The 25,972-nt window shown below is 70.8% G+C and carries 23 protein-coding genes; 13 read left to right on the forward strand and 10 right to left on the reverse strand.

The features are described 5' to 3' along the window. Positions 1 to 29: 29 nt before the first annotated feature. Positions 30 to 596, forward strand: a complete 567-nt coding sequence (locus tag COUCH_RS01090; protein WP_249610252.1) for a hypothetical protein — start codon at positions 30 to 32, stop codon at positions 594 to 596. Positions 597 to 639: 43 nt separating this feature from the next. On the opposite strand, the gene sigM is transcribed toward COUCH_RS01090, so the two are convergent. The 4 genes from sigM to COUCH_RS01110 all read right to left on the reverse strand — a co-directional run bounded on the left by sigM (position 640) and on the right by COUCH_RS01110 (position 6,121). Continuing rightward, positions 640 to 1,419 (reverse strand): RNA polymerase sigma factor SigM, encoded by a 780-nt coding sequence (gene sigM / locus COUCH_RS01095; protein WP_249610254.1) that lies wholly within the window; start codon positions 1,417 to 1,419, stop codon positions 640 to 642. A gap of 105 nt (positions 1,420 to 1,524) precedes the next feature. Beyond that, on the reverse strand, positions 1,525 to 3,123 hold the full coding sequence (locus tag COUCH_RS01100) for a protein kinase family protein (protein ID WP_249610256.1): 1,599 nt from the start codon (positions 3,121 to 3,123) through the stop codon (positions 1,525 to 1,527). A gap of 178 nt (positions 3,124 to 3,301) precedes the next feature. Further along, the gene (murJ, locus tag COUCH_RS01105) at positions 3,302 to 5,161 is read right to left on the reverse strand and encodes a murein biosynthesis integral membrane protein MurJ (protein ID WP_249610257.1); all 1,860 of its coding nucleotides are present in this window, start codon (positions 5,159 to 5,161) and stop codon (positions 3,302 to 3,304) included. Between the two features lie 63 nt (positions 5,162 to 5,224). Beyond that, positions 5,225 to 6,121 carry a hypothetical protein gene (locus tag COUCH_RS01110; protein WP_249610258.1) on the reverse strand — a complete coding sequence of 299 codons (897 nt, stop codon included), beginning with the start codon at positions 6,119 to 6,121 and terminating at the stop codon, positions 5,225 to 5,227. A 283-nt stretch (positions 6,122 to 6,404) separates the two neighbouring features. Here COUCH_RS01110 and COUCH_RS01115 point away from each other — a divergent pair, with 283 nt between their 5' ends. After that, positions 6,405 to 7,835, forward strand: coding sequence for a CCA tRNA nucleotidyltransferase (locus COUCH_RS01115; RefSeq protein WP_249610259.1), 1,431 nt, complete (start codon positions 6,405 to 6,407; stop codon positions 7,833 to 7,835). 29 nt (positions 7,836 to 7,864) lie between these two features. Next, positions 7,865 to 8,341, forward strand: a complete 477-nt coding sequence (locus COUCH_RS01120; protein ID WP_249610260.1) for a methylated-DNA--[protein]-cysteine S-methyltransferase — start codon at positions 7,865 to 7,867, stop codon at positions 8,339 to 8,341. A gap of 82 nt (positions 8,342 to 8,423) precedes the next feature. Here COUCH_RS01120 and COUCH_RS01125 read toward each other — a convergent pair whose 3' ends face one another. After that, complete coding sequence (locus COUCH_RS01125) at positions 8,424 to 8,627, reverse strand: cold-shock protein (protein ID WP_199513234.1); 204 nt, start codon at positions 8,625 to 8,627, stop codon at positions 8,424 to 8,426. Positions 8,628 to 8,808: 181 nt separating this feature from the next. After that, complete coding sequence (locus COUCH_RS01130) at positions 8,809 to 9,102, reverse strand: hypothetical protein (RefSeq protein WP_249610261.1); 294 nt, start codon at positions 9,100 to 9,102, stop codon at positions 8,809 to 8,811. A 134-nt stretch (positions 9,103 to 9,236) separates the two neighbouring features. On the opposite strand from COUCH_RS01130, the gene COUCH_RS01135 reads away from it, so the two are divergent. Both COUCH_RS01135 and COUCH_RS01140 read left to right on the forward strand, forming a co-directional pair. Further along, positions 9,237 to 10,298 (forward strand): ferredoxin reductase, encoded by a 1,062-nt coding sequence (locus COUCH_RS01135; RefSeq protein ID WP_430640950.1) that lies wholly within the window; start codon positions 9,237 to 9,239, stop codon positions 10,296 to 10,298. A 16-nt stretch (positions 10,299 to 10,314) separates the two neighbouring features. Next, positions 10,315 to 11,517, forward strand: a complete 1,203-nt coding sequence (locus tag COUCH_RS01140) for a fatty acid desaturase family protein (RefSeq protein WP_249610263.1) — start codon at positions 10,315 to 10,317, stop codon at positions 11,515 to 11,517. 56 nt (positions 11,518 to 11,573) lie between these two features. Here COUCH_RS01140 and COUCH_RS01145 read toward each other — a convergent pair whose 3' ends face one another. Continuing rightward, positions 11,574 to 12,653, reverse strand: a complete 1,080-nt coding sequence (locus COUCH_RS01145) for an inositol-3-phosphate synthase (protein ID WP_249613511.1) — start codon at positions 12,651 to 12,653, stop codon at positions 11,574 to 11,576. A 20-nt stretch (positions 12,654 to 12,673) separates the two neighbouring features. After that, positions 12,674 to 13,309 carry a PadR family transcriptional regulator gene (locus COUCH_RS01150; RefSeq protein WP_249610264.1) on the reverse strand — a complete coding sequence of 212 codons (636 nt, stop codon included), beginning with the start codon at positions 13,307 to 13,309 and terminating at the stop codon, positions 12,674 to 12,676. Between the two features lie 155 nt (positions 13,310 to 13,464). Here COUCH_RS01150 and COUCH_RS01155 point away from each other — a divergent pair, with 155 nt between their 5' ends. The 3 genes from COUCH_RS01155 to COUCH_RS01165 all read left to right on the forward strand — a co-directional run bounded on the left by COUCH_RS01155 (position 13,465) and on the right by COUCH_RS01165 (position 18,585). Beyond that, a complete protein-coding gene (locus COUCH_RS01155; RefSeq protein ID WP_199513229.1) occupies positions 13,465 to 13,935 on the forward strand; it encodes a DUF5318 domain-containing protein in 471 nt (156 codons plus the stop codon). A 189-nt stretch (positions 13,936 to 14,124) separates the two neighbouring features. Continuing rightward, entirely contained in the window at positions 14,125 to 16,908 is a 2,784-nt protein-coding gene (locus COUCH_RS01160; protein WP_249610265.1) for a transglycosylase domain-containing protein, read from the forward strand. Between the two features lie 159 nt (positions 16,909 to 17,067). Further along, the gene (locus COUCH_RS01165; RefSeq protein WP_249610266.1) at positions 17,068 to 18,585 is read left to right on the forward strand and encodes a glycosyltransferase family 87 protein; all 1,518 of its coding nucleotides are present in this window, start codon (positions 17,068 to 17,070) and stop codon (positions 18,583 to 18,585) included. Between the two features lie 305 nt (positions 18,586 to 18,890). Here the strand turns inward: COUCH_RS01165 and COUCH_RS01170 are convergent, their stop codons facing one another. Then, positions 18,891 to 20,990, reverse strand: coding sequence for a hypothetical protein (locus COUCH_RS01170; RefSeq protein ID WP_430640951.1), 2,100 nt, complete (start codon positions 20,988 to 20,990; stop codon positions 18,891 to 18,893). Between the two features lie 531 nt (positions 20,991 to 21,521). After that, positions 21,522 to 22,292, reverse strand: coding sequence for a deoxyribonuclease IV (locus COUCH_RS01175; protein ID WP_249610268.1), 771 nt, complete (start codon positions 22,290 to 22,292; stop codon positions 21,522 to 21,524). 261 nt (positions 22,293 to 22,553) lie between these two features. On the opposite strand from COUCH_RS01175, the gene COUCH_RS01180 reads away from it, so the two are divergent. The 5 genes from COUCH_RS01180 (at position 22,554) to rplI (ending at position 25,576) form a co-directional block, all read left to right on the forward strand. Then, a complete protein-coding gene (locus COUCH_RS01180) occupies positions 22,554 to 23,630 on the forward strand; it encodes a hypothetical protein (RefSeq protein ID WP_249610269.1) in 1,077 nt (358 codons plus the stop codon). A 291-nt stretch (positions 23,631 to 23,921) separates the two neighbouring features. Further along, complete coding sequence (gene rpsF / locus COUCH_RS01185; protein ID WP_067509699.1) at positions 23,922 to 24,212, forward strand: 30S ribosomal protein S6; 291 nt, start codon at positions 23,922 to 23,924, stop codon at positions 24,210 to 24,212. Between the two features lie 66 nt (positions 24,213 to 24,278). After that, positions 24,279 to 24,833 (forward strand): single-stranded DNA-binding protein, encoded by a 555-nt coding sequence (locus COUCH_RS01190; RefSeq protein ID WP_249610270.1) that lies wholly within the window; start codon positions 24,279 to 24,281, stop codon positions 24,831 to 24,833. A 39-nt stretch (positions 24,834 to 24,872) separates the two neighbouring features. After that, on the forward strand, positions 24,873 to 25,112 hold the full coding sequence (gene rpsR, locus COUCH_RS01195; RefSeq protein ID WP_007073789.1) for a 30S ribosomal protein S18: 240 nt from the start codon (positions 24,873 to 24,875) through the stop codon (positions 25,110 to 25,112). Positions 25,113 to 25,126: 14 nt separating this feature from the next. Beyond that, positions 25,127 to 25,576 (forward strand): 50S ribosomal protein L9, encoded by a 450-nt coding sequence (gene rplI, locus COUCH_RS01200; protein ID WP_249610271.1) that lies wholly within the window; start codon positions 25,127 to 25,129, stop codon positions 25,574 to 25,576. Positions 25,577 to 25,972: the final 396 nt, after the last annotated feature.

The following is a 25,972-nucleotide window of genomic DNA, read 5'->3' on the forward strand; positions in this document are numbered from 1 at the left end:
CCGTGACACCGCCCGCGCCGGCACCGGACGTGGCGAGCCCGGCGTCCACCCCGCCGGCACCGTCGTCGTCGGCGAACCCGTCCGCCGACGAAGAACCGGACGAAGAAGCGGACGCCGAGCCGGAGGTGGAAGCGGAAGACGACACGGAGGCGGAGGTCGAGGCGGAGGCGGAGGGCGACGCGGAGGCCGAATCGGAAAGCGAGGCGGAAGAGGAGGGCGACGCGGAGGCCGAATCGGAAGGCGAGGCGGAAGAGGAAGGCGACGCGGAGGCCGAATCGGAAAGCGAGGCGGAGGCGGAAGGCGACGCGGAGGCCGGACCGGGAGGCGAGGCGACAGTGGAAGCGGATGACGTGGCGGCGGAGGATGACGCGGACGCGGAGGCGGGCAGATCTGTGGCGGCGAAGGCGGACTCCAGCCGCGCCATCACGTCGGCCGGCATGGGCTCCGGTTCGGCACCCCAAGCCGCCAGCGCCGTGGTCACCGCCGCGGTTCCGCCGGTGAGCCGGACGTATGCGGCGCGCCAGGCCGGGTCGTCGGCGACCAGTGCGGCCACCACGGCCTCGTCGGGTGTGCCGTCCAGCGCGCCGCCGACGTAGTCGGCCAGCAGGTCGGGATCGACCCCGCTGAACTGTGCCCCGGTCACGCCTGGTCCCCTCTGTCGCCGGAAGCCCTTGACGGGCCCGCGGCCGGGAGCCGTACGGATGCTCCCGACCCGGATGGGACGCGCCCGGCATCCCCGGGGTTCCCACGGTGACCCTGCTCTCCCCCGGCCCGGACCGGTTTTCCGCCGCGGGCCGGCCCTTCCCCGGCCGCCGGACCGTCGTCGCCGGTACGGAGGTGGCCGAGCGCCAGCGCCATCCGGGCCCGTCCGCGCGCGCACCTGCTCTTGATGGTGCCTTCCGCGACGCCGAGGATCTCCGCCGCCTCGACGACCGGATACCCCTGGACGTCGACGAGCACGAGCGCGGCCCGCTGCTCCGGCGGCAGAGCGGCGAGGGCGGCCCGTACGACCAGGGCGGTGTCGTGGTCCTGGACCGGCGCGGTGGGCTCGGTGCGGCTGCCGGCGCCGCCGTCGTCGGTGTGGGTGCCGTCCGGCAGGGGCACGGTCGGGTGTGCCTGGCGACGACGGATCCGGTCGAGGCAGGCGTTCACGACGATGCGGTGCAACCAGGTGGTGACGGCCGAGTCGCCCCGGAAGCGGGCCGCGGCCCGGTGCGCGGACAGCAGCGCGTCCTGGACGGCGTCCGCCGCCTCCTCACGGTCCCCGATCGTGCGGAGCGCGACGGCCCAGAGGCGGTCGCGGTGCCGGCGGACCAGCTCGTTGAAGGCGTGCGGGTCGCCCTCGACGTGGGCACGCAGCAGGTCGGCGTCGGCCCGTCCGGGACCGTCCGCGTCACCGAGAGCGCCGCCGGAAGTCACGCCAGCAATCTAGCGGAGCGGTACGACAGGACCCCACCCGGCGACGCACCAAGCGCGCCTGGAGCAAACCCGATCACTCACCACCGGCCGCCCGGAACCCGGCGGTCAGTTGCCCCAGACCTCGACCTTGGAGATCTCGACCCGGTACTTGCCGTCGTTGTCGCGCGGGAGCTCGGTGATGAAGACCATCAGGTACTGGTACTTCTGGCTCTCGCCGACCGGGATGACGGTGTTGGTGCCCGTGGTCTTCTTGACCTCGCCCTTGCCGCACTGCTGCGGGGTGGCCACGGCGTCGTCGGAGTCGTCCGCGTCGCCGGTGCTGAGCTGCTTGTACGTCTTGACGATCTGGTCGTCGCCCTGGCTGCTGTTGCCTGGGTCGGTGGTGCCGGTGCACAGCGTCATCGCCACGCCCGGCGAGGAGGCCTCGACGCGGACGTCGCTGATCGAGTGCGGGGAGCCCAGGTTGATCAGCAGGCCCATGCCGGGCTTGTTGTAGAACTTGGCCTCGTTGAAGCCGGACGTGCGCCACGCGGTGTCGTTGTCGTCGTCAACCGTGTACTTGGCCTCGCCCTCGTCGGTGCGGCCGCCGTCGGGCGGGTCGACGATGCGGACCATGTCGGCGGTCAGCGCGAGCTTCTTCGGAGCCTCGTTGGGCGTACCCGTGCCGGGGTTGGCGGGGTCACCCGTGCCGTTCTGGCCGGTCTGCTGGTTGGTGCCGGCCTGGGTGGTGCCGGTCGGCTTGTCGGAGCTGGAGTTGCTGATCGCGCGGATGCCGAAGATGAGGCCGAGCACCGCGATGACGGCGAGCGCCCCGATGCCGATGACGATCTTGCGGGTGCTGCGGACCGGCTCGGCGGACGTGCCCTGGGTGAAGCGCAGCGGGCCGACATCCTCGTACTCCTCCTCGGCGGAGTCGAGGCGGGCCAGTTCGGCGGCGAGCGCGTCGGCCTCGGGGGCCGCGACGCGCTTGTCCAGCAGGTCCATCGTCAGGTCGTCGAGGTACGCCGGGACGCCCGCGCGGATCTGCCGCGGGTTGGCGATGGTGCCGTTGCCGTCGCGCATGGCGTCGGGCAGCGACGACGTGCGGCCGATCTCTGTCTGTGGCCAGTGACCGGTGAGCGCGTAGTAGAGGATGCCACCCACGGAACGCACATCCGACTCGGTGCTGTCGGAGTTGTCGGCGCGCGCGTCGGCCAGGACCACCCGGCCGTCGTCGCCGATCAGGGTGGTGCCGGGGTGCACGTTGCCGTGGACCATGCCGGTGGCGTGCACGGCGGCCAGCGCGTCGGCGATCGAGTGGGCGATCGCGGTGGCGCGGGCCGGGTCGAGCGGGCCCTCCTGCGTCACGAGCTCGCGCAGCGCCTCGCCGTCGACCCACTCGCGGACCACATACGCCCGCTGGGCCTCGTCGATCGCGTCGTAGACGCCGACCAGGTTGGGGTGGATGACGCGGCTGGCGTCGACCGCCGCCTGCAGCATCTCCGTGGCGGAATCGCCGCCGGGGTGGCGCAGCACGACCGCGACGGGCCGCCGGAGGATGACGTCGATGCCGCGCCAGACCTGCCGGCCGGCGCTGTCGTTGTTGACGTGCTCCTCGAGCTGATACCGCTCGGCCAGGATCTCACCGACGGTGGGGACACCGAAGGTCATGACCGGTCCGGCCTCGTCGGCCGCGGTGCCGTGGCCTTCGCCGACCTGGGTCACCCGTCCTCCCTCGGTGGGTCCGCACGTGTCGCCCCCGACCTTACCCGCCCGGGACCAGAGTCTTACAGGTCAGCCCTGGGCGCGGCACCCGTCAGGGTCCGCTCGTCGGGCCCGTCCGGGCCGGTCGGTGCGGGGAAAATAGCTGTTCAGAGGGTTATCCACATGTTGTCCACAGGCGTCAGCGCCCGAGTTTGCGGCGCACCATCCCGACGACTTGACTGACTTCGTGGACCTTCAGCAGCGTAGCCGCCACCAGGTAGGTCAGCATGATCACCCCACCACCCGCGATGACCTGAATCGCGGCGGCGACGCGCCCGGGCGTGTCACCGCCGGGCAGCACCTGCCGGATCAGCAGGCCCGCCACGGCCGCCACCGCGGCGGCCACCACCACCTTCACCAGCGCGGCGGCCACCGACCCGAGGTTGAGCCGGCCGATCCGGCGGCGCAGGACCGCGAGGGAGACCACCGCGGACAGCAGGTAGGACACCGCGTTCGCCGCGGTCATGCCGGCCGCGGCCAGCGACTCGGACAGCACGGCGGCCAGCAGGAAGTAACCGGCGATGCGGACGGCGACGACGGGCAGGTTGATCAGCGCGACCGTCCTGTTGCCCTGCAGGGAGTAGAAGGCATACGTGCACAGGTAGCTGATCGACAGCGGGATCACGGCGAACGCGGCGACGACGAGCACCCGGCCGGTGGCGAACGCCTGGTCGTAGGAGAGCGCCCCGCCCTGGAAGAGGGTCACCGCGATCGGCACGCCGAGCACGCCGTAGGTGACCGCGATGGGCGTCAGGGCCGTGGTCGTCAGGCGGATGCCGCGGCTGAGGTTCTCGCTGACCTCCTGGAACCGGCCGTCCGCGGCGGCCGCGCTCATCCTCGGCAGCAGCGCGGTCATGACGGAGACGCCGATGATGCCGTGCGCCATCATCGTCAGCAGGAAGACGTTGTTGAAGGCCAGCGTGCTGGCGTTGCGGTCGTCCCCGGAGACGCCGCTGAGCACCCGCACCACCAGGAACACCGCGACCTGGTTGGCGGCGACGTAGCAGAGCATCCAGCCGGCGAGCCGGCCGATCTCGCCCAGGCCCAGCTCCCGCGGCGCCCAGCGCCACTTCCAGGCGAAGCCCACCTTGCGCAGGGCCGGGAGCAGGCCGAGCGCCTGCACGACGATGCCGAGCAGCGTGCCGCCGCCGATGAGGGCGATCTCGCCGGCGCTCATGTCCCCGGGCGTCGCGCCGGCCTTGCCGAAGAAGAGAAGGAAGACGCCGCACGTCGCGATGACGACGAGGTTGTTGAGGATCGGCGCCCACATCGGCGCGGCGAAGTGCCCGCGGACGTTGAGCACCGCGCCGATCAGCGCGGACAGCCCGGTGAAGAAGATGATGGGCAGGATCAGGTACGCCAGCAAGGTGACCAGTTCCCGGTAGTCCGCGGTGGTGTCGCTGCTGGACTGGATGGCTGTGATCACCGGCGCGGCGACCGTGACGAGCACCGTGGCGATGCCCAGCGACACGACGGCGAAGGTCAGCAGCCGCTGGGTGAACAGCTGGCCGCCGTCCGGGTCGGCCTTGCGGCGCCGGACCAGCAGCGGGATGAGGACGCTGGAGAGGATGCCGCCGAGCAGCAGCTCGTAGATCTGGCTGGGCAGGAACTGCGCGCTCGTGTACGCGTCCCCGACGCCCGCGCCCAGCGTCATGCCGATCAGCATGTTCCGGACGAAGCCGATGACCCGGCTGACCAGGCTGCCGGCCGCCATGATCGCGCTGTTGCCGGTGGTGCTGCGCTCCTCGGAGCCACCTGTCGGCGCGACGGGCTCCGCAGCCGCATCGGGGGTCGCACCGGCGGACGCGCTGCCGTAGACGGTGCCGCTGCCGGACGACTCGACGACCGTGGGCGGGATCACCTCGGGCGGCAGAGCCTGGTCGGCCGCGGCGGTGGGAATGGTGCCGGTGTTGTCGACGGAGATGAGCGTCACGCCGTCGGACGCCTCCGGCTCACCGTCGGGCGCGGCGTGCGCGCTGCGGTACAGGCCGCCGCTCACCAGAACCTCCCCAGGGGTACGAATACAGACGACACCCTAGCCACTGGGGTCAGGGGGTGTTCCCTACACGTGCCGGCGTACGAGGGTGCCCGGGACCGCGCCGGCCAACGTTTCCACCATCCAGCACGCCTCGAGGGGCACGAGCGGCTCGCTCAGCGCGTCGAGGACCGTCGGGTGGTCGCAGCCGGCCTCCGTGAGCACGCCGAGCAGAGCGTTGACCGGACCCAAGTCGCCCGTGTCCGCCATCTGCCGCGCTAACGGGCGGACCTGGGCGTACCACTGTTCGTCCGGGAGCTGGGACAGTCGCTTTGCTGCGTGCCGTACCAATTCATTGAGGCCCTCGTGCGGGAAGCGTGAGCCGCCGCGGACCTGGAGGTGGGCCGGCGCGGGGGCGGTGTAGGCCGCGATCGCGGCCTCGTCGAGAACCTGCGGCGACGGCTGTTCGGGCTGGGGCCACCAGTCGGCGCCGGCGAACAGCGGCAGCGGCGTCTGCTCCGGGCCGGCCGGCTCGACGGCCGGGACGTCGCGGCGCAGCGACCGGTACGCCGCCTCGCGCACCGCGGCGATCGTCGTCTCGTCGTCCTCCGCGGTGGCCGGCGCGAACGGTCCGAGCAGCGCCACCACCAGGCCGGGGTGCGGCAGCGTCGGATCCTCCAGCGCGATCACCCGAGCGCACAGCTCGAGCTCGTGCCAGCGCAGCGCGGCCGGATGGGGACGGCCCGGCGCCGCCCAGCCCAGCTGCACCGGTTCGCTGGTCGCGGGCTCGCGCAGCCCCAGCGTCTGCTCGCCGGTGACCAGGTCGAGGTCGAGCACGAGACCGTAGCCGCCGGTCACGGGGAGGCTGATCCGCAGCTCGGCGGGCTCGGCGTCGGGATCGGTGGTCGCGCTCTCGTCCGCCCGCAGGAGAGACCAGAAGTCCGGATCCTCGCTGAGGCGATGCAGCGCCTCGGGTACGGGCACGCTCCCATCCTGCCCCATCCGACCGCCCCGCCCGCCACCCACGACCGGACTGAAGGCTGCCGTCCGACCGCCCCGCCCGCCACCCACGACCGGACTGAAGGCTGCCGTCCGACCGCCCCGCCCGCCACCCACGACCGGACTGAAGGCTGCCGTCCGACCGCCCCGCCCGCCACCCACGACCGGACTGAAGGCTGCCGTCCGACCGCCCCGCCCGCCACCCACGACCGGACTGAAGGCTGCCACCCACAGCGGGGGCTGATGCCTCCGATACCCTGGTCGTCCCATGTCTGTGTTGAATTCGGCCCAGCGCAACGCCGTCCAGGAGCTGCTGCGGGTCTCCCCCGTCGCCGACGAGCTGGGGCGCCGCTTCGGTGCCGCCGGCCATGAGCTGCACCTGGTGGGCGGCTCGGTGCGGGACGCGCTGCTCGGCCGCCTCGGCGACGACCTCGACTTCTGCACCGACGCGCGGCCCGAGCAGACCCTCGCGGTGGTCAAGGGCTGGGCGGACGCGATCTGGGAGACGGGCCGCGAGTTCGGCACGATCGGGGTGCAGAAGGACGGCCTGCGCCTGGAGATCACCACGTTCCGCGCGGAGGCGTACGACGGGGTGACCCGCAATCCCGTCGTGGAGTACGGCGACAACCTCCTCGACGACCTGCGCCGCCGCGACTTCACGATCAACGCGATGGCGGTCAGCCTGCCGGGGCACGTCTTCACCGACCCGTACGGCGGGCTCGAGGACCTCGCCGCGGGCCTGATCAGGACGCCGGCGCGGCCGGAGGAGTCGTTCGGCGACGATCCACTTCGGATGCTGCGTGCCGCCCGTTTCGCGGCGAAGCTCCGGTTCACTGTGGACCCTGGCGTCCTGACGGCCATGCGGGAGATGGCGGCCGATCTCGACCGGATCACCGCCGAGCGGATCCGCGACGAGTTCACCAAGCTGCTGTGCGGCCTCGACCCGGTGGGTGGCCTGCGGCTGCTCGTCGACACCGGGCTCGCCGACCGGTTCCTGCCGGAGCTGTCCGGCCTCAAGCTGGAGATCGACGAGCACGCCCAGCACAAGGACGTGTACGAGCACACGCTCATCGTGGTCGCCAACGCGGTCCGCCTCGAGGGCGACGCCGGGCCGGACTTCGTCCTGCGGATGGCCGCGCTGATGCACGACGTCGGCAAGCCGGCGACCAAGGCCGTGGGCCGCGACGGGCGGGTCAGCTTCCACCACCACGAGGTGGTCGGCGCGCGGCTGACGAAGCAGCGCATGAAGGCGATGAAGTACCCCAAGGACGTCATCTCCGACGTGGTCGGCCTGGTCGCGCTGCACCTGCGCTTCTACGGGTACGGCCGGGGCGAGTGGACCGATTCGGCCGTACGCCGCTACGTGACCGACGCCGGTCCGCTGCTGCCCCGCCTGCACAAGCTCACCCGTTCCGACTGCACGACGCGGAACAGGCGCAAGGCGGCGGCGCTGGCTGCCGACTACGACGCGCTGGAGGAGCGGATCGCGCGGATCCAGGAGGAGGAGGACCTCGCGCGGGTCCGCCCGGACCTGGACGGCAACGCGATCATGGAGCTGCTCGGGGTGCCGCCGGGGCCGATCGTCGGACAGGCCTGGCGGCATCTGAAGGAGCTGCGGCTCGACCGGGGACCGCTCTCCCGCGACGACGCCGAGGCCGAGCTGCTGCGCTGGGCGCGCGAGCACGGCCACATCTCCTGATTGTCGTACCCCGGGAGCACAATCGAGGCGTGCGGACGCTTCTGGAGACACCCATCGGCCCGCTCGGCGTCGACCTCGACGGCGAGACGGTGATCGGCGTCCGGTTCGGTGCGTCGCCGGCGTGGGCGTCCGCGCCCGGCGATCCGGCGACGGAGCGGGTGCTCGCCGAGCTCGGCGGCTACTTCTCCGGCATGGTCACGGAGTTCTCGGTGCCGGTGGAGATGCGCGGCGGGTCGGATTTCGAGCGCGCGGTGTGGACCCAGATCGCTTCGATTCCGTACGGCGAGATGCGCACGTACGGAGCGATCGCCACGGCACTGGGTGACCCGGGGGCGGCCCGTGCGGTGGGGACGGCGTGCAACCGCAATCCCGTGCCGGTCATCGTGCCGTGTCACCGGGTGGTGGGCGCCGGCGGGAAACTCGTCGGATTCGGCGGCGGGCTGCCCCGGAAACGGCAGTTGCTCGAGCTGGAGGCCCGGGTCGCGCTGGAACGCGCCTGGAGCTGAGCGGACGTAATTCCGGGAATGGAAATAATCCCGGGGAGCGGCGGCCCGCTGAACCAGTCGGACCACCGCACCCCGGAACCGATCAGATAGGCCGGATGTTGCTGGCCTGCGGGCCCTTCTGCCCGGGCGTGACGTCGAATTCGACCCGCTGGTTCTCCTCGAGGCTGCGGTAACCGTCCGCCGCGATGGCCGAGAAGTGGGCGAATACGTCGGCGCCGCCACCGTCCTGGGTGATGAAGCCGAAGCCCTTGTCGGCGTTGAACCATTTGACGGTGCCAGAAGCCATGTCGTCTCCTTCGAAGGCGATGGGGACCCCGCACCGTGCGGGATCCCGTGTCGTCGAGTTGATCAACCGCGTCCGGAGAGACGGGAACGCAAAAAAGCGCCTCACGGGTTCGGATACCCATCAGGCGCTGGCAACGTCTACGGAAATCAAAACTGCAACGAGGCCACCGTAGCACCGTTTCTCACCGGTGGCCGGGCGGCGGCTTATCTGTCCCGGCGTCACCGGAAATGACGGACAGGCGAATTCCGCTCGCGGTCTCTTCCACGAGAAACCGTTCGCTGAGCCCATGACCGGGCAGCATGGCGTCGTAGAGCTCGGTGTTGGCGACCTCGATCGTGCCGCCGGCGCGGTCCACCAGGACGGCGAGGACGGCTCGGAGATTGACATCGCTCAGGTACGGCATGGTGACCTCTTTGTCCTGATTTAGCGTCCGTCGACCGAGCCGTCCGAGCGCGGTGACCTCGACTCTTTCCACCCTACGGGCGCTTTCGGCTTCCGGGAGGTGTGGAGCGGGACTTTTGTTCCAGGCGTACAAGAGTGGGAGCCAGATTTACTTCGGCGGGTCAGGCGATTGTCCGCCCGGTGCAGGACGTTTGTTACGTGGCTGTTATCAAAGCGCTCCGGACCGGCGCGCATCGTGCCGTGGAACTGATCACGGCGCCGCTGGTCCCCGCCGACTACCTCGACGCCGTGGCCCCGCTGCGCAACCCGCGGGTGCTGCGCGCCCGCGTCGAGGCGGTACGGCCGGAGACGCCCGACAGCGCCAGCCTCCTGCTCAAGCCCGGCGTCGGCTGGACCGGGCACGTACCCGGCCAGTACGTGCGGCTCGGGGTGGACGTCGACGGCGTACGGCTGTGGCGCTCGTACTCGGTGACCAGCCGGGCCGGACGCCGCGACGGGCGCATCTGCATCACCGTGAACGCCGTACCCGGCGGCGCGGTGAGCACCCACCTCGTACGCCGGGCCCGGCGCGGCATGCTCGTGCACCTGGACCGGCCCACGGGCGAGTTCGTGCTCCCCGCTCCCCTGCCGGCCAAGACGTTGTTCGTGACGGCGGGCAGCGGCATCACCCCCGTCATGGGCATGCTGCGCAACCACCTGGCCGAGCTGGACGACGTGGTCGTCGTGCACTCCGCGCGTACGCGGGAAGCGGCCGTCTTCGGCGCCGAGCTGCGCGCCCTGGCCGGCCGCGGCCGCATCCGGCTCGTCGAGCGGCACACCGCGGCCGACGGCCGGATCAAGCCGGCCGACCTCGACGAGCTGGTGCCGGACCTGTTCGCCCGGCACACGTGGGCCTGCGGGCCCAACGAGCTCCTCGACGACCTGACCACCCATTGGGCCGACGCCGACGCGGCGCACCTGCTGCACGTCGAGCGCTTCCGCCCGGCCGTGACCACCAGCGGCGAGGGCGGCACGGTCACGTTCACGCATTCCGGCACCGTCGTGGAGACCGACGGGACCGTGCCCCTCCTGGACGCCGGAGAGGCCGCCGGCGTGCTCATGCCCTCCGGCTGCCGCATGGGCATCTGCTTCAGCTGCGTGCTGCCGCTGCGCGAGGGCGCCGTGCGCGACCTGCGCGACGGCCGGCTCACCGTCGCCGAGCCCGGCGACAGCATCCCCGTGCAGACCTGCGTATCGGCCGCCGCCGGTCCTTGCCAGATCGACCTGTAGAAGAAGAGGACCGCCCGTGACCACGATCCAGCACAAGAAGTCCAACCCGATCGCGCACCTCACCCCCGAGGACATCGAGCAGATCGGCATCGAGCTCGACGCGATCCGCGACGAGGTCATGGGCAGCCGCGGCGAACGCGACGCCGCGTACATCCGGCGCATGATCAAGATTCAGCGCAGCCTGGACGTGGGCAGCCGGGCCGTCCTGCTCTTCTCGCTGTTCCCGCCGGCGTGGCTGGTCGGCACGGCCGGGCTGTCGATCGCCAAGATCCTGGACAACATGGAGATCGGCCACAACGTCCTGCACGGCCAGTGGGACTGGATGCGGGACCCGAAGATCCACTCGACCACGTGGCAGTGGGACTTCGCGTCCCCGGCGGAGCAGTGGAAGCATGCGCACAACGAGCTGCACCACACGTACACCAACGTGGTCGGGCGCGACAACGACCTCGGGTACGGCATCATGCGCGTCGATGAGGACCAGCCGTGGACGCCGGCGTACCTGGGCCAGCCGTTCTACAACTTCCTCAACGCGTGCCTCTTCGAGTACGGCATCGCCGCGTACGACCTGGAGCTCGGGCACAACCTCGCGACCAAGGAACGCCGCCGGGACCCGAAGTTCCGGGCCGCGCTCAAGACGGTCCGGCGCAAGATCGGCAAGCAGGCGCTCAAGGAGTACGTCATCCACCCCGCCCTGTCGGGGCCGTCGTTCCTGCACACGATCGCGGCCAACGCCACCGCCAACCTGATCCGCAACCTGTGGAGCCACTCGGTGATCATGTGCGGTCACTTCCCCAACGGGGTGGAGACCTTCGAGAAGACGTCCATCGAGGGCGAGACGCGCGGCGAGTGGTACCTGCGGCAGATGCTCGGCTCGGCCAACGTCAGCGGCAGCAAGCTGATGCACATCATGACCGGCAACCTGTCGCACCAGATCGAGCACCACCTGTTCCCCGACATGCCCAGCAACAGGTACGGCGAGATCGCGCCGAAGGTACGCGCCCTGTTCGAGAAGTACGACCTGCAGTACGTCACCGGCCCACTGCCCAAGCAGGTGGCCTCGGCGTGGGCGAAGGTCATCCGGCTGTCCCTGCCCAACCGGCGCAAGGACGAGGCGGCCCGCACCGGCGCCCCGTTCCCGGCCAAGGCGCGCGCCACGGCTGAGCGCTGGCGGCGTACCCCCGTCACGGCGGCCGCCCCCGTCACGACCGTGAGCTGACCCACCGACGCGAAAGGCCGGACCGTTGCCGGTCCGGCCTTTCGTGCGTTCGAGCGTCAGCGCTCGATGTCGCCCTTGATGAAGGCCTCCACGGCCTCCTTCGCGTCGTGGTCGTTGTACTGCACCGGCGGGCTCTTCATGAAGTACGAGCTGGCCGAGAGGATCGGGCCACCGATGCCGCGGTCCTTGGCGATCTTCGCGGCGCGGACCGCGTCGATGATCACGCCGGCCGAGTTCGGCGAGTCCCACACCTCGAGCTTGAGCTCCGCGGTCAGCGGGGTGTCGCCGAAGCTGCGGCCCTCGAGCCGGATGTAGGCCCACTTGCGGTCGTCGAGCCACGGCACGTGGTCCGACGGGCCGATGTGCACGTCGCTCTTGACCATCTCGTGCGGGATCTGCGAGGTCACCGACTGGGTCTTCGAGATCTTCTTCGAGACCAGGCGGGTGCGCTCCAGCATGTTCATGAAGTCCATGTTGCCGCCGAAGTTGAGCTGGTACGTGCGCAGCAGCTCGACACCGCGGTCTTCGAACAGCTTGGCGAGCGCGCGGTGCACGATCGTCGCGCCGACCTGGCTCTTGATGTCGTCGCCGACGATCGGCAGGCCAGCGTCCTCGAACTTCTTCGCCCAGACCGGGTCCGAGGCGATGAAGACGGGCAGGGCGTTGACGAACGCGCAGCCGGCGTCGATCGCGGCCTGCGCGTAGAACTTGTCGGCCTCCTCGGAACCCACCGGCAGGTACGAGACGACGACGTCGACCTCGGCGTCCTTGAGGGCCTTGACGACGTCGACCGGCTCGGCCGACGACTCCTCGATGGTCTCGCGGTAGTACGTGCCCAGACCGTCGAAGGTCGGTCCACGCTGGACGGTCACCCCGGTGGGCGGCACGTCGGTGAGCTTGATCGTGTTGTTCTCGCTGGCGACGATCGCCTCGGCGAGGTCCATGCCGACCTTCTTGGCGTCCACATCGAACGCCGCGACGAACTTCACGTCATTGACGTGGTAGTCGCCGAAGGTGACGTGCATGAGACCCGGAACGCGGTCGTTCGGGTCGGCGTCGCGGTAGTACTCCACGCCCTGTACGAGGGACGAGGCGCAGTTACCCACACCGACGATGGCGACGCGGACGGAGCCCATCGCGTTTGCCTCCTTGTTCATCACGGCCGGTCCTGATGCGGAGCCGGTTCTTCGGGGGGTGCTTCCACGACCGGTTCGGCCGCGGAATCGGGTGTGCCGCCAGTCGCGACGGACGGGGCACGGCCGGAGCGCTCGTTCGTGATGAGCTCCTCCAGCCAGCGGACCTCGCGCTCACACGCGTCGAGTCCGTGGCGCTGCAGTTCGAGGGTGTACGCGTCGAGCCGGTCCCCGGCGCGCGCCAATACGTCCCGCAGCCCTTCCCGGCGTTCCTCGATGCGACGACGGCGACCCTCGAGGATGCGCAGCCGGGTCGCCCGGTCGGTCCGGGAGAAGAAGGTGAAGTGCACGCCGAAGCCCGCGTCGTCGTACGTCTCCGGGCCCGCCTGGGCCAGGAGGTCGGCGAACCGCTCTTTCCCCTCGGCAGTGATCTTGTAGACAATCCGGCCCCGTTTGCTCGTCATCGGCGGGACGATGTCGGTCTCGGTGGCCTGCTCACTGATCCAGCCGGCGGTGTGCAGCCGTTTGAGGGTGGGGTAGAGGGTGCCGTAGCTGATCGCGGCACGGATCGTGCCCAGCTTGGTGGCGAGCTCTTTGCGCAGCTCGTACCCGTGCATCGGGGCTTCCTGGAGGAGGCCGAGGATCGCCAGTTCCAGCATCGGGCCACCTCCTTCACTGCGATGTATCGGGCCGATACATCGCAACCGTAGGTCGAGGCGAGGCTTATCGCAAGGCAATGCGTGTACCGCAGTCGCCGCGCCACGCTGTGTGATGGCTGTCGCCGTTCCGGACCGGACCGCGTACTCTCTTCGCCATGCGCACGCAGCGGCAGGTCGTCGACTACTCGCTACAGAAGCGAGCGCTGCTGCGTGACGTGCACAACGGCAAGGTCGGGACCCTCGAGGTCTGCGATGCCTCGCCCTACCTCAGAAACGCAGCCCGGTTCCACGGTGAGCCGACCGACGAGCGTTGCCCGGTCTGCCGCCGCGACAACCTCACCTTGGTGCACTACATCTACGGCGACGAGCTGAAGCAGTCCGCCGGCCAGGCCCGCAAGCTCGCCGAGCTGCCGGTCCTCGCGATGACGCTGCGTGAGTTCCAAGTCTTCGTGGTCGAGGTGTGCCAGTCCTGCGCGTGGAACCATCTGATCGAGCAGTACCTGCTCGGCAGGGACGCGCTGAAATCCGACGAACTGGACAACGGCGCGGCCGCAGCCGCCGCGTCCGCCTCGGGCCGCCACCGCGAGACAGGGTCGTCGTCACATCGCCGGGAGGGCAGACAGTGATCGCCCTCAACGTCGCTAACGTTGACGCGACCCCGACCGACACGGGCATCCAGCGCCGCAATCGGTCATTCTTGACATCCGACAGGGCGGCTGCGGGGATGCAGCCCAGAATGTCCGTACGTGGCCCAGCCGGCGGGAGCCCCTCCAGGGCTCCCCGGGCGCGCCACCGCGACCGGTAGGTGTAACCGAATGAACTCGTACGGCGATCCGCAGTCTGCACGCGCCCGGGCCCGAGTGCCCGGGCCGTCCGCTGCTTCCACGCCTGACGACGACCAGTCCGGCTACGACGAGCGCCCCGGGCCCGACGCCTATCGGCGTCCGGCCGGCGGTCGTGCCTCCGTCAGCGGCTCCGTGCCCCGCGGCGCGGCCTCCGTCGGATCGGCCTCGGTCGGCGGGCGTGCCCCCGCGGGCGCCGGTCGGGCCTCCGTCGGCGCCGGCACCGGCGCTGTGGGCGCCCGCGCCTCGGTCGGCGGCCGCGCCTCCGTGGGCACGCCGAACGCCGCGGGTGCCGGCGGACGGGCCTCCGTGGCCCGCGCCGCCGTCCGGCCCGTCTCGCCCGCGGTCGGCGGGGGCGGCAACATCGACCTCGGCGACCCGTCCGGCAACGGCAAGCGTGGCAGCGCGCAGAAGATCCTCACCAAGGCAGCCAGGAAGCGCCGGCGCACCAACATCCTGACCGCCGCGGCCGCCGTCCTGGTGATCCTGCTCGGCGCGGGCGTCGTCGGTGGCACGTACCTCTGGGACGACGTCGACCTGCCGCCGCAGAAGACCGAGGCGCAGACGAACGTCATCCTCGACGAGTCGGGCAACGTGCTCGCGCGCCTCGGCGACCAGAACCGCACGATCGTGCCGCAGCCGAAGATCAACATGGTCGTGCAGCACGCCGTCGCCGCGGCCGAGGACAAGAACTTCTACCACCACAACGGCATCGACATGAAGGGCATCGTCCGGGCCGCGTGGAACAACTTCACCGGTGGCAGCACGCAGGGCGCCTCGACGATCACCCAGCAGTACGCCCGGCACGCCGCGGATCTCAAGGCGATCAGCTACAACCGCAAGCTCCGGGAAGCCGTGCTCGCCCGCAAGCTCGAGGGCAAGTACGACAAGAACCAGATCATGGGCTTCTACCTGAACTACATCTACCTCGGTGAGGGCCGGTACGGCATCGAGGCGGCGGCGCAGGGCTACTTCGGCAAGTCGGTGATGACGCCCGAGGGCGACAAGAACGCGATCACGCCGTACGAGGCGGCCGTGCTCGCCTCGATCATCAAGCAGCCCGAGCCGGACCCGTCGGGCGGGCACAAGGGCTTCGACCCCAACTACAACCTCCAGGCGGCCAAAGACCGCTGGGAGTACACGATGAAGAACATGCTCGAGGAGAAGTGGATCTCTCCCGAGGTGTACGCCGCTCGCAAGTACCCGAAGGTCAAGCCGCCCTCGAAGGGCGGCTGCAAGACGTGCGCCGCGGACAAGCCGGTCGGCATGATCATGCGCCACGTCAACGCCGAGCTGCGCGAGATGGGCATCAGCGAGACCGAGTTCCAGCGGGGCGGCTACACGGTCACCACGACCATCAACCCCGAGGTGCAGAAGGCCGCCGAGGAGGCCGGCTCGCGCAAGAGCGACGAGTCGCCGATGCACGGCAAGCCGAAGTCGTACCAGGCCGCGGTCATCGGCATCGACCCGACCAACGGGCGGGTGCTCGGCTACTACGCCGGCGACGACCCCAACGGCACCGACTACGGCAGCTACATGAACGGCGACGGCACCGGCTTCAGCGGCCGCGGCCAGTCCCCCGGCTCGACGTTCAAGATCTACACGCTGGCCGCGGGCCTGCGGGAGAACATCTCGTTCGACACGATCTGGGACAGCACGAAGAAGCGCGAGGGCGGCCGGGAGATCAACAACGCCGGTGCCGACCCGGGCTCGATCTGTGGCGGCAAGACCCGGAACTGTGACCTCGAGACGGCGACGATCAAGTCGTACAACTTCCCGTTCTACTGGATCGCCGACGGCATCGGCCGCGACAAGGTCATCGCGGCCGCGCGTGACGCCGGCATCCAGCACATGTGGCCGGACAACGGTCCCATGGTGGACCTGGACAACACCCAGGCCTCCACCTGGAAGAAGAACTTCGACAACGAGGTCGCGTTCGGCCAGTACCACGTGGTGCCGCTCGAGCACGCCGAGGGCGTCGCGACCATCGTCAACCAGGGCATCCGCAACAAGGTGCACTTCGTCAAGTCGGTGAAGGCGGTCGACCCGGACACCGGCAAGAAGAAGGTCGTGAAGTCGGAGAAGCTCGCGCCGAAGCGGGTCTTCGACAAGGACCAGATGTCGAACCTCTCCGGCGTGATGGCGAAGATCCCGGCGCACGCCGAGAACACCCTGCGCAACGGCCGCCCGGCGATCGCCAAGTCCGGCACCTGGGAGTTCGACGACGGCAAGGACAACCACACCGGTAGCGGTGACACCTGGTTCGTCGGCGGCATCCCGCAGCTCGCGGCCACGGTGTGGGTCGGTGGCGCCAAGAACAAGGTCGAGCTCAAGGACGGCAACTCAGACATGTTCGGCTCCGGCACGCCGGCGGCCATCTGGGAGAAGTTCATCAACACGGTCACCCGTGCGCTGGACATGAAGCAGGAGAGCTTCCCCACGCGGGTTTCCACGGGTGACCCGAACAGCCCGTACGCCAACGGTGTGGCGCCGCCTCCCCCGCCGCCGACCCAGGAGCAGCAGCCGCCGGACCAGAGCCTCATCTGCCGGATCGCGCCGCAGCAGTGCCAGAACGGCAACGGGAACGGCAATGGCAACGGCAATGGGAACGGCAACGGCAACAACGGCGGCAACAACGACAACGGCGGTACGAACGACGGCGGTCAGAACACGCTGCCCGGCGTACCCGGCGGTGGTGGTACCGGGCCCGGGGTGGGCGGAGGCCAGACCGACGGCGAACAGAACGACGGCGGCTGACCGTACGCGAATCCGAACGGACCGGCGCTCACCCTCCACGGTGGGCGCCGATCCGTTTTTCCGGGGTGTCGGCGAGCCGCACCGGTCCGGCGTTCCCGCCCGTTTCTCGCCCGGACGGGACCGTCACTTCGGAACCGGAATGCGGCATGATGCGGAGTCATGAGCGCGACTTCGCCGTCGGACACCGACCGGACCGACCTGCCCGCCGAGTCCGACGGCTTCGTCCGAGGGCTCTCGCAGGCCATCGGCGGGCCCGTCGGGGCACACGCCGTCCGGCCCGGCGCCCGCCGCGGCGGTTTCTGGACCGCCCAGCGGATCATTCTGGCGCTGGTCTGCCTGACGCTCGCGTTCAGCTGGGTGCAGAAGTCACCCTGCCAGGACGGCGACTGGCAGAAGAACGTCCAGTACACGCGGTTCTGCTACACCGACGTGCTGGCCCTGTACTACGCCGAGGGCCTCAACGAGGGCAAGGTGCCGTACCGGGACCACCCCGTCGAGTACCCGGTCGTCACCGGCTACTTCATGGGTGCGCTCGGTCTGCCCGTGCACGCCCTCGGCCAGAAATACCCCGAGATCAACCAGGGCAAGTGGTTCTACAACGCCAACGCGCTCGTGCTGTCGATCCTGGCGGTCGCGTCCGCGGCGGTCCTCCTCGCCCTGCGCCGCCGCCGGCCGTGGGACGCCGCGATCTTCGCCCTCTCCCCGATCCTGCTCGTCACCGCGACGGTCAACTGGGACTTCCTCGCGATCGGCCTGGCGATGTTCGGGCTCCTCGCCTGGGCCCGGCGCCGGCCCTGGCTCGCCGGGCTCCTCCTCGGCCTCGGCGGCGCGGCCAAACTATGGCCGCTGTTCATCCTCGGGCCCATCTTCGTGCTCGCCCTGCGCTCCCGCCGGCTCCAGGCCTTCTGGGCCGCCGTCGCCACGGCGGTCGGTGCCTGGCTGGTGACCAACGTTCCGATCGCGATCCTCTACCCGGACAGCTTCGCCAGGTTCTTCGACCTCAACCGCACCCGGCCCATCGACTGGGGCACGCTCTGGTACATCGGCCGCTACCTCGACACCAAGTGGAACAGCGGCGGCGCCGGGGACCAGGGCCCGTTCCAATGGCTCAGCGATCACGTGCCCGCTCTGAACACCCTGACGTACGCGCTGACGATCCTCGCCTGCCTGGCCATCGCGGTGCTCTGCCTGCTGGCACCCCGGCGTCCCCGCCTCGCCCAGGTGGCGTTCCTCGTCGTGGCGGTCTTCCTCATCTTCAGCAAGGTCTGGTCCCAGCAGTACGTCCTCTGGCTCCTCCCGCTGATCGTCCTCGCCCGCCCCCGCTGGGGCGCGATCATCGCCTGGTCGGTCGCGGAGATCGGCTACTTCACCGCCTTCTACGCCGAGCTGCTCGGCGCGGGCGGCAAGCCGGTGATCCCGGAAGGGACGTTCGTGCTGGCCTCCAGCCTGCGGCTCATCACGGTGGCGGTGCTGTGCGGCCTGGTGATCCGCGAGATCTGGCACCCGGAACTGGACCCGGTCCGCCGCACGTACGAGGACGACCCTGACGGGGGCGTGCTCGACGGGGCGGAGGACGCGGGATGGGTGGCGTCGCTGCGACGGGTGTTCCACGTGGAACAGCGGCCGGCGACGGCGGCGGTCGAGGCGGGGGATGCGTCGCCCACGCCCGTGGGGTGAGCGGCGGGTCCGCCGCCTGCGCGGTGGTTGCCTGCGCTGTTTCGGGCGCCCGGCGCGCTCGTGACCGGTGCGGCCCACCTTGCCGGGGGCCGCGGGACCACCTTGGCCCGTGCCCGCCGGCCCGGTGCGGCCCGTGGCTGCCGGCCCGGTGCTCAGTGCTTGCCGGGCTGGTGCGGCCAGCGCTTGCCGGGCTGGTGCGCCCAGCGCTTGCCGGCCTGGTGCGCCCAGCGCTTGCCGGCCCGGTGCGGCCAGCGCTTGCCGGCCGCGTGCCGGTGGAGCGCTTCGGGTTCGCCGCCGTGCCGCTGTCAGCTGAGGCGGAACAGCACCGAGTTCTCGTCGAGGTCCTCGCGGGTGATGCCGAGGCTGTCGACCGGCAGATCCCCCGCGCGCTCCCACGACGTACCCGCGGCCTGCGAGCGGAGCAGCAGGACCGTGCCGATGCCCTGCGTGCGCAGGTACTGGACGCTCGTCGCGTCCGGGAACGTGGCCACCGAGCGGCGTAGCTCGGCCTGGCGGCGGGCGGCGAAACCGCCGCTGCCGTTCGCCAGCTGCTGGAAGCGGGTCGTGGACCACAGCATGACGGTCTGATCGGTCAGCGCCGTCGTGGGCAGGACCAACATCGGGCCGGTCACCGTACGCATCGCCGCCGGCTGTTCCGGCACCACGGGGTGCGCGGTCGCGTTCCAGGATTCGCCGACGACGAGGAGCAGCGGTACGAACGTCGCCAGCCGCAGCCACGGCCCGGGCCACGGCGGGATCCGGGACGCGGCCAGGTGCTCGGCGCGACGCACGAACTCGGCGACCGCGCCGGCAGCCAGGATCACCAGGAACAGGGTCACCCACAGCATCAACCGGCCGGGGATGCGTACGCCGAAAGAGCCCGGCAGATGGCCGAAGAGCGGGAGGTAGGTCCAGCGGCCTTCGAAGAAGGTCGTGCCCAGCGTGAACACGGCGCTGACCAGGACGGCGGCCAGCAGGATCAGCCGTTGCCACATGCGCCAGACCGAGAAGACCAGCCCGACGAGGGCGAGGGCGTACAGGACGAACCCGGGCAGCAGGCTCATCTCCGCCGGCCACGCCAGCGACTGCCGGGCCACGGCGTGCGGCGCGCCCCAGATGCGCGACTCCGCGGGGCCGATCAACAGGCTGCGTACGGGTGGCGAGAAGAACGCGATCTCCGTGCCGGCCGGCCCGGTGTCCGGCACGCGCAGGTACGGGACGGCGATGAGCGCACCGACCCCCGCGACGATCAGCGCGCCGAGCAGATCGGTGACGAGCAGGCGCCACCCCAGCACCGGTACGGGCGACCGCCGCCGAAGCCTCCGCACCAGCACGGCACAGCCGACGACCAGGATCAGGCCGGCCAGCACGTACGCGAACGGCAGCCCGAGCGGGAACCCCAGGCTGAGCTGCCACGTCGCCACCACCCAGCCGGCCGCCGCCCATCCCGCGTGCCGGCGGCCGGGGCGGAACCCGTACCGCAGCGACCAGCCGTGCCCGCGCGCCAGCATCGCCAGCGCCAACGGGATCGCCCCCGCGGAGACGATGTCGAGGTGCCCCTCCTGCGCCAGCCGCCACGGCGCGTACGCGAACGCGACCGCCCCGACCACCGCCCCGGTCCGCCCGGCGCCGAGCTGCCGCACGAGCGCATACCCGCCGATGGCCAGCAACGCGTGCGCGAGCACGAACAGGATGTTGTACCGCAGCGTCGCGACGAGCGGGCCCTCCCCGAGCATCCCGGCCGGCGCGTACCCGAGCAGGCTGCTCCCGAACGCGAAGCTGTACCGCTCGGGGAAGAACGCGTTCGACTGCCACAGCCGTGCGGGCTCGGTGATCAGGACATGACCGGCCCACGACACCTGCCACGCCTGCCGCGACGGATCCCAGGTGTCCTGCGGGACGGTGTGCAGCGGATAGCGCAGCGTGGGCCACGTCAGGAGTACGGCCAGCAGCAGCGAACCGTAGACGACCAGGGCGTACTCGTGGATGAACGCCCGGCCGGCCACCCGCAGGGCGCGACGGAGGCGGCCGGGCTGGCGCTCGGTGGTCTCCGCGAAGGCGGTCCAGGGGTCCGGCGGGGCGCCCGGCGGACGGGTCGTGGGGAGTGCGGGCTTGCGCCGGCGGAAGCGGCCGGTGGGGGGCTCGTCCTGCTTGGAGGTGGGCTCGCCGGGTTGCTTCTGCGACTCGGCCGGCTCGGCGGTGGGCTGGGTTGTCTGGTTCTGCGGCTCGGCGGTGGGGGCTGTCTGGTCCTGCGGCTCGGCGGTGGGCTGGGCCGGGTCGATGGGCTTGTCCGTCGCCGTTCCCGGTTCGGCGGTCTTCTTCTGCGGAGTCGCCGGGGATGAGCCCGGGGTGCCAGGCCCGTTCGCCGGACCGGGCTGGTCTGCCGGAGCGGGTTGCGGCGGCACGGCGGGCCGGAGTCCGCGGTTGGCGCCGGTCCGCTCCCCCGCCTTGGCGGCGCGGCCGCGCCGCAACCCCGCCCACCGACGGATCTTCGGCTGCTTCGCCTCGTTCGAGATCGACGCGCTGACGGCGCCCGGCTGAGCGGGGGCGGTCTGCGCGTCGATGGCGCCCGGCTGAGCGGAGGCAGCCTGCGCCGCGGGCGGGCCGGGCTGACCGGCGGCAACGCCGGGCCTTCCGGCGGCAGCCTGCGCCGCGGCTGGGCTCGGCTGGCTGGCGGCGGCGCTCGGGTTTCCGGCCGCGGCCCCGGCCTGCGCCGCGGCTGGACTCGGCTGTCCCGCGGCGGGCGGGATTTCCGCGGCGTCCGGCTCGCCAACGGCACCGGCGGATCCCGTCACGGCTGCGGATCCTGGCACGCCCGTCGCTCCGGCCGTGCCCGCTTCGCCTGCTCCGGACCCATCCCGGGCGCCGACCTGCGGCTGCTCGGTCGTCATTCCGCTCCCTCGTGCCGCCGGTTCAGCTGCCCGTTCGCTCGCGCTTCAGAGCTTCGCGCGCAACAACGCGATGTCGGCGGACTGGCCCTCGGCGCCGCCGGGGGTTTCGACGATCGCCGGGGCGCCCGCCGCACGGATGGCCGCCACCACCAACTCAGGGTCGATCTTGCCATTGCCGAGGTTGTCGTGCCGGTCTCGGCCCGAGTCGAAGGTGTCCTTGGAGTCGTTGGCGTGAATCAGGTCGATGCGGCCGGTGATGGCCTTGACCCGGTCGACGATGTCGAGGAGCTCCTCGCCGCCGGCGTGGGCATGGCACGTGTCGAGGCAGAAGCCCGCGCCGAACTCGCCGACCGCGTCCCAGAGGCGGGCGAGGTTGTCGAAGCGGCGGGCCATGGCGTTGTCGCCACCGGCGGTGTTCTCGATGAGGATGGGGAGCGGGAGGCCACCCTCCTTCTCCGCGTACGCGAAGGTCTTGCGCCAGTTGTCGAATCCGACCGCGACGTCGTCACCCGCATTGACGTGTCCACCGTGGACGATCAAACCGCGGGCGCCGATCGCGGCGGCCGCGCGGGCGTGGGTGAGCAGCAGTTTCCGGCTCGGGATGCGGATGCGGTTGTTCAGCGTCGCCACGTTGATCACATAGGGCGCGTGGACGTAGACGTCCACGTCGGACGCTTGCAGCGCCTCGGCATCCGGCCGGGCCGCCGGTGCCTTCCAGCCCTGCGGGTCGGCCAGGAAGAACTGGACGGCGTCGGCGCAGCGGGCGGCGGCTGCGTCTAGGGGATCGGCGGGATCGACATGGGCTCCGATGCGCATGGACCGAGCCTACGACGCGGGTACGACGCTCACCTTCCGTCGCCGCCGGGCCGCCGGGCGCGTCGCCGCCGGGCCACCGAGCGCGTCGCCGCCGGGCCACCGGGCGCGTCGCCGCCGGGCCGCCGGGCGCGTAGCCATCAAACCGTCGTCACGCCGCCGAGCGCATCGCTGCCAGGTCGCCGAGCGTCGCAGCCTGACCGCCGGGCGCGTCGCCGCCAGGCCGCCGGGCGCGTCGCCGCCGGGCGGTCAAGCGTCGTCGAAATGCCCCGGGCGCATCGTCCCCGGGCCGCCGACCGCGTCACCGGCCCGGACAAGACGTCGTTAATCGAAGGATTGCACGACGAATTGGGAGATGGTGGCATGTCGCGGCAAGTCCGACACCGGGTGACGGCGATCGTGGTAGGCGGGTTTCTGCTGGGCGCGGCGGTCGTCTCCACGGGTACGGCGAACGCCGAGCAGGTCGAGGGAGGTGGCCGCCAGGTCGTGTTCGCCGGCGGCGGGATGCTCGGCCTGTCGTGCGAGTCCACTCCCTCGGTGGGGTCGATGACCGTGCCGGCGGAGAGCACCGTACGGGTGGTCAACCGCACCGGGCGGCATGCCAACCTGATGCTGAACGGCGACTCGAAGGGGTCCATTCCGGACGACGGGTCCACCGAGGTCGTGTTCCGCAGGGGTACGACCGCCGTCACGCTCAACCCCAACTGTGCCGTCGCCGATCGCGCGACGCCGGTGCTCGTCACTGCCACGCCGTCCCCGTCCGCGACGCCGGATCCGACTCCTGTGCCTCCGACCGGCGGTACCGACGGGGCGACCTCCACCCCGCCGGGGCCGACGTCGCCCGCCACTTCGAGCGGCGGTGCCTCCGCGCCGGGGTCCGGCCCGGCGACGACTCCGCCGCAGCGTCCGTCGAGGCCGGGGCCGGCCACCGCGCCGGCGGGCAAGTCGCCCGACACGGTGATCGTGACTCGCGGGCGAGGGAATCAGGCCATGCCGCAGGGCGGCGCGGTGTCGCGTTCCAGGACCCGGACGACCACGGGTACGACGGGAGCGAACGTTCCCGCGTTCTCGGGGATGCCGCCGGGCGAGGACAAGAAGGTGCTCGCGGGCGTACCCACGGTGGATCTGTCGTCGACCGCGACGCAGGCGACGGCGGCCCAACCGGCCGGACCGGCGACCCAGATGGCCGCGGCGGAGCCGGTCGCGGCGATGGAGCCGATGGCCGACTCCAAGCCGCTCGGCTTGCTCACGGTGATTGCGTGTATCTGCGTGGTCGGCGTCGCGACAGGGGCAATTCGGGCAATCGTGTCGCAACGTGCATCACGGACAAACATGGCGTAGACTGTCGCCCAGAAGCTCCGCGGGGCGGCCGTTCCAACCTCATCGGTGTGGTCGTTCCTCCCCAGGTCCCACCCAGCGAATGCGGACCGGACGCCCCGCGGCTCCACGAGGAGAGCCCCGTCGCTCAGACGGGGCTCTCTTTTTGGTTGCCCAGCTCGGCGCGGGTATGCTGGCTCGGTTCGCAGTGACTCGCCGTGGGAGACAGTGCCCGCGGTTTCTTTCTGCGATCGACACAAGACCTCCTGCCACGGAGAGACCGTGGCCGCTAAGCCCACAGGAGGTGAGAACGTCTTGCGTCATTACGAACTCATGGTGATCCTCGACCCCTCGCTCGAGGAGCGCACCGTCGCCCCGTCGCTCGACCAGTACCTGAACGTGATCAGGACCGCGGGCGGCTCGGTCGAGAAGCTCGACGTCTGGGGCCGTCGCCGGCTCTCGTTCGAGATCAACAAGAAGTCCGAGGGCATCTACGCCGTCGTGGACCTGCAGGCGACGCCCGAGGCCGTGGCGGAGCTGGACCGTCAGCTGCGGCTCAACGAGTCCATCCTGCGTACCAAGGTCATCCGGCCGGAGACCCGCTGACCCTCGTTTTTGTCGTAGGGCTCTGAGAGCCTGTGCGCGAACGAGAGAAGCGGCGAGGAGAAGATCATGGCAGGAGAAACCACCATCACGGTCGTCGGCAACCTGACCGACGACCCTGAGCTGCGCTTCACCCCTTCGGGTGCGGCGGTCGCCAAGTTCCGCATCGCCTCGACGCCGCGGACCTTGGATCGGCAATCGGGCGAGTGGAAAGACGGCGAGCCACTCTTCCTCGCATGCAACATCTGGCGTGACGCCGCCGAGCACGTCGCCGAGTCGCTACAGCGTGGCGCTCGGGTGATCGTGCAGGGCCGGCTGCGCCAGCGGTCTTACGAGACCCGCGAGGGCGAGAAGCGCACCGTCTACGAGCTCGAGGTCGACGAGATCGGCCCGTCCCTGCGCTACGCCACGGCGAAGGTGCAGAAGATGAACCGGTCCGGTGGCGGCGGAGGCGGCTTCGGTGGCGGCGGCGGTGGTGGCAGCCGGCAGCCCAGCAGCGGTGGCGGCGGCGGTGGAGGCGGCAACTCCTCCTCGTTCGACGACCCGTGGGCGACGGCGGCACCTGCCGGAAACAGCCGCTCCGGCGGCGGCAGCTCCTCTTTCGACGACGAGCCTCCCTTCTAAGCCCCGCAACGGGCTTTCTTGAGTTCAGGAGTTAGAGCAATGGCCAAGGCTGCGGCACTGCGCAAGCCGAAGAAGAAGGTGAACCCGCTCGACAAGGACGGGATCACCTACATCGACTACAAGGACACCGCCCTGCTGCGGAAGTTCATCTCGGACCGCGGCAAGATCCGCGCTCGGCGGGTCACCGGCGTGACCTCCCAGCAGCAGCGGCAGATCGCCCGCGCGGTCAAGAACGCCCGCGAGATGGCGCTCCTGCCGTACACCGCGACGGCTCGCTGAGGGGAGGCACGACAATGAAGATCATCCTCACCCAGGAGGTGTCGGGCCTCGGCACCCCCGGCGACATCGTCGAGGTCAAGGACGGCTACGGCCGCAACTACCTGCTGCCGCAGGGCTTCGCGATCCGGTGGAGCAAGGGCGCCGAGAAGCAGGTCACGGTCATCAAGCGGGCCCGCGACGCCCGCGAGATCCGCGACCTGGGCCAGGCCAACGAGGTCAAGGGCCAGCTCGAGGGCCTCAAGGTCACGCTGTCGGCCCGTTCCGGCAACGGCGGCCGCCTGTTCGGCTCGATCACCCCGGCGGAGATCGTCGACGCGGTCAAGGCCGCCGGCGGCCCGTCCCTCGACCGGCGCCGCCTCGAGCTGCCCGGCCACATCAAGACCACGGGCTCGTACAAGGTCCAGGTCAAGCTCCACCCCGAGGTGACCGCGGCGTTCCCCGTGAACGTCGTCGCCGCCAAGTAAGACCGCGCCACGAAAGCGCGCCACCCAGCCGGGTGGCGCGCTTTCCGCATTCCAGGGGCTTTCCCGCGGGGTTTGCTTCTGCGCGGGGTCCGGCTTTGCGCTGGTCCGTCTTTCATCCAGTTACGGCGCCAGAGGCGAAGCCTTCCGCAGCGGGGCCGGATGCGTGCACGGACAGGGACACGCTCCGTGGCACACCCAGCCTGTCCCGCCGGCTCACTCCGCGGGCTCGCCTTGGACGCCCGCCAACTGTTGGACCGACGCGAACCGGTTGCCGTGCGAGCCTGACCCGTGCCGTCCCGCCGTGCTGCTGCCGTGCCAGCGTTGGGGCTGTCGCTCCCCGTGCCAGCGTGGGGCTGTCGCTCCCCGTGCAAGCGGGTTTGCCGGTCCGGTGCCAGC

It is taken from the genome of Couchioplanes caeruleus, from assembly GCF_023499255.1.
GTDB lineage: Bacteria > Actinomycetota > Actinomycetes > Mycobacteriales > Micromonosporaceae > Actinoplanes > Actinoplanes caeruleus_A.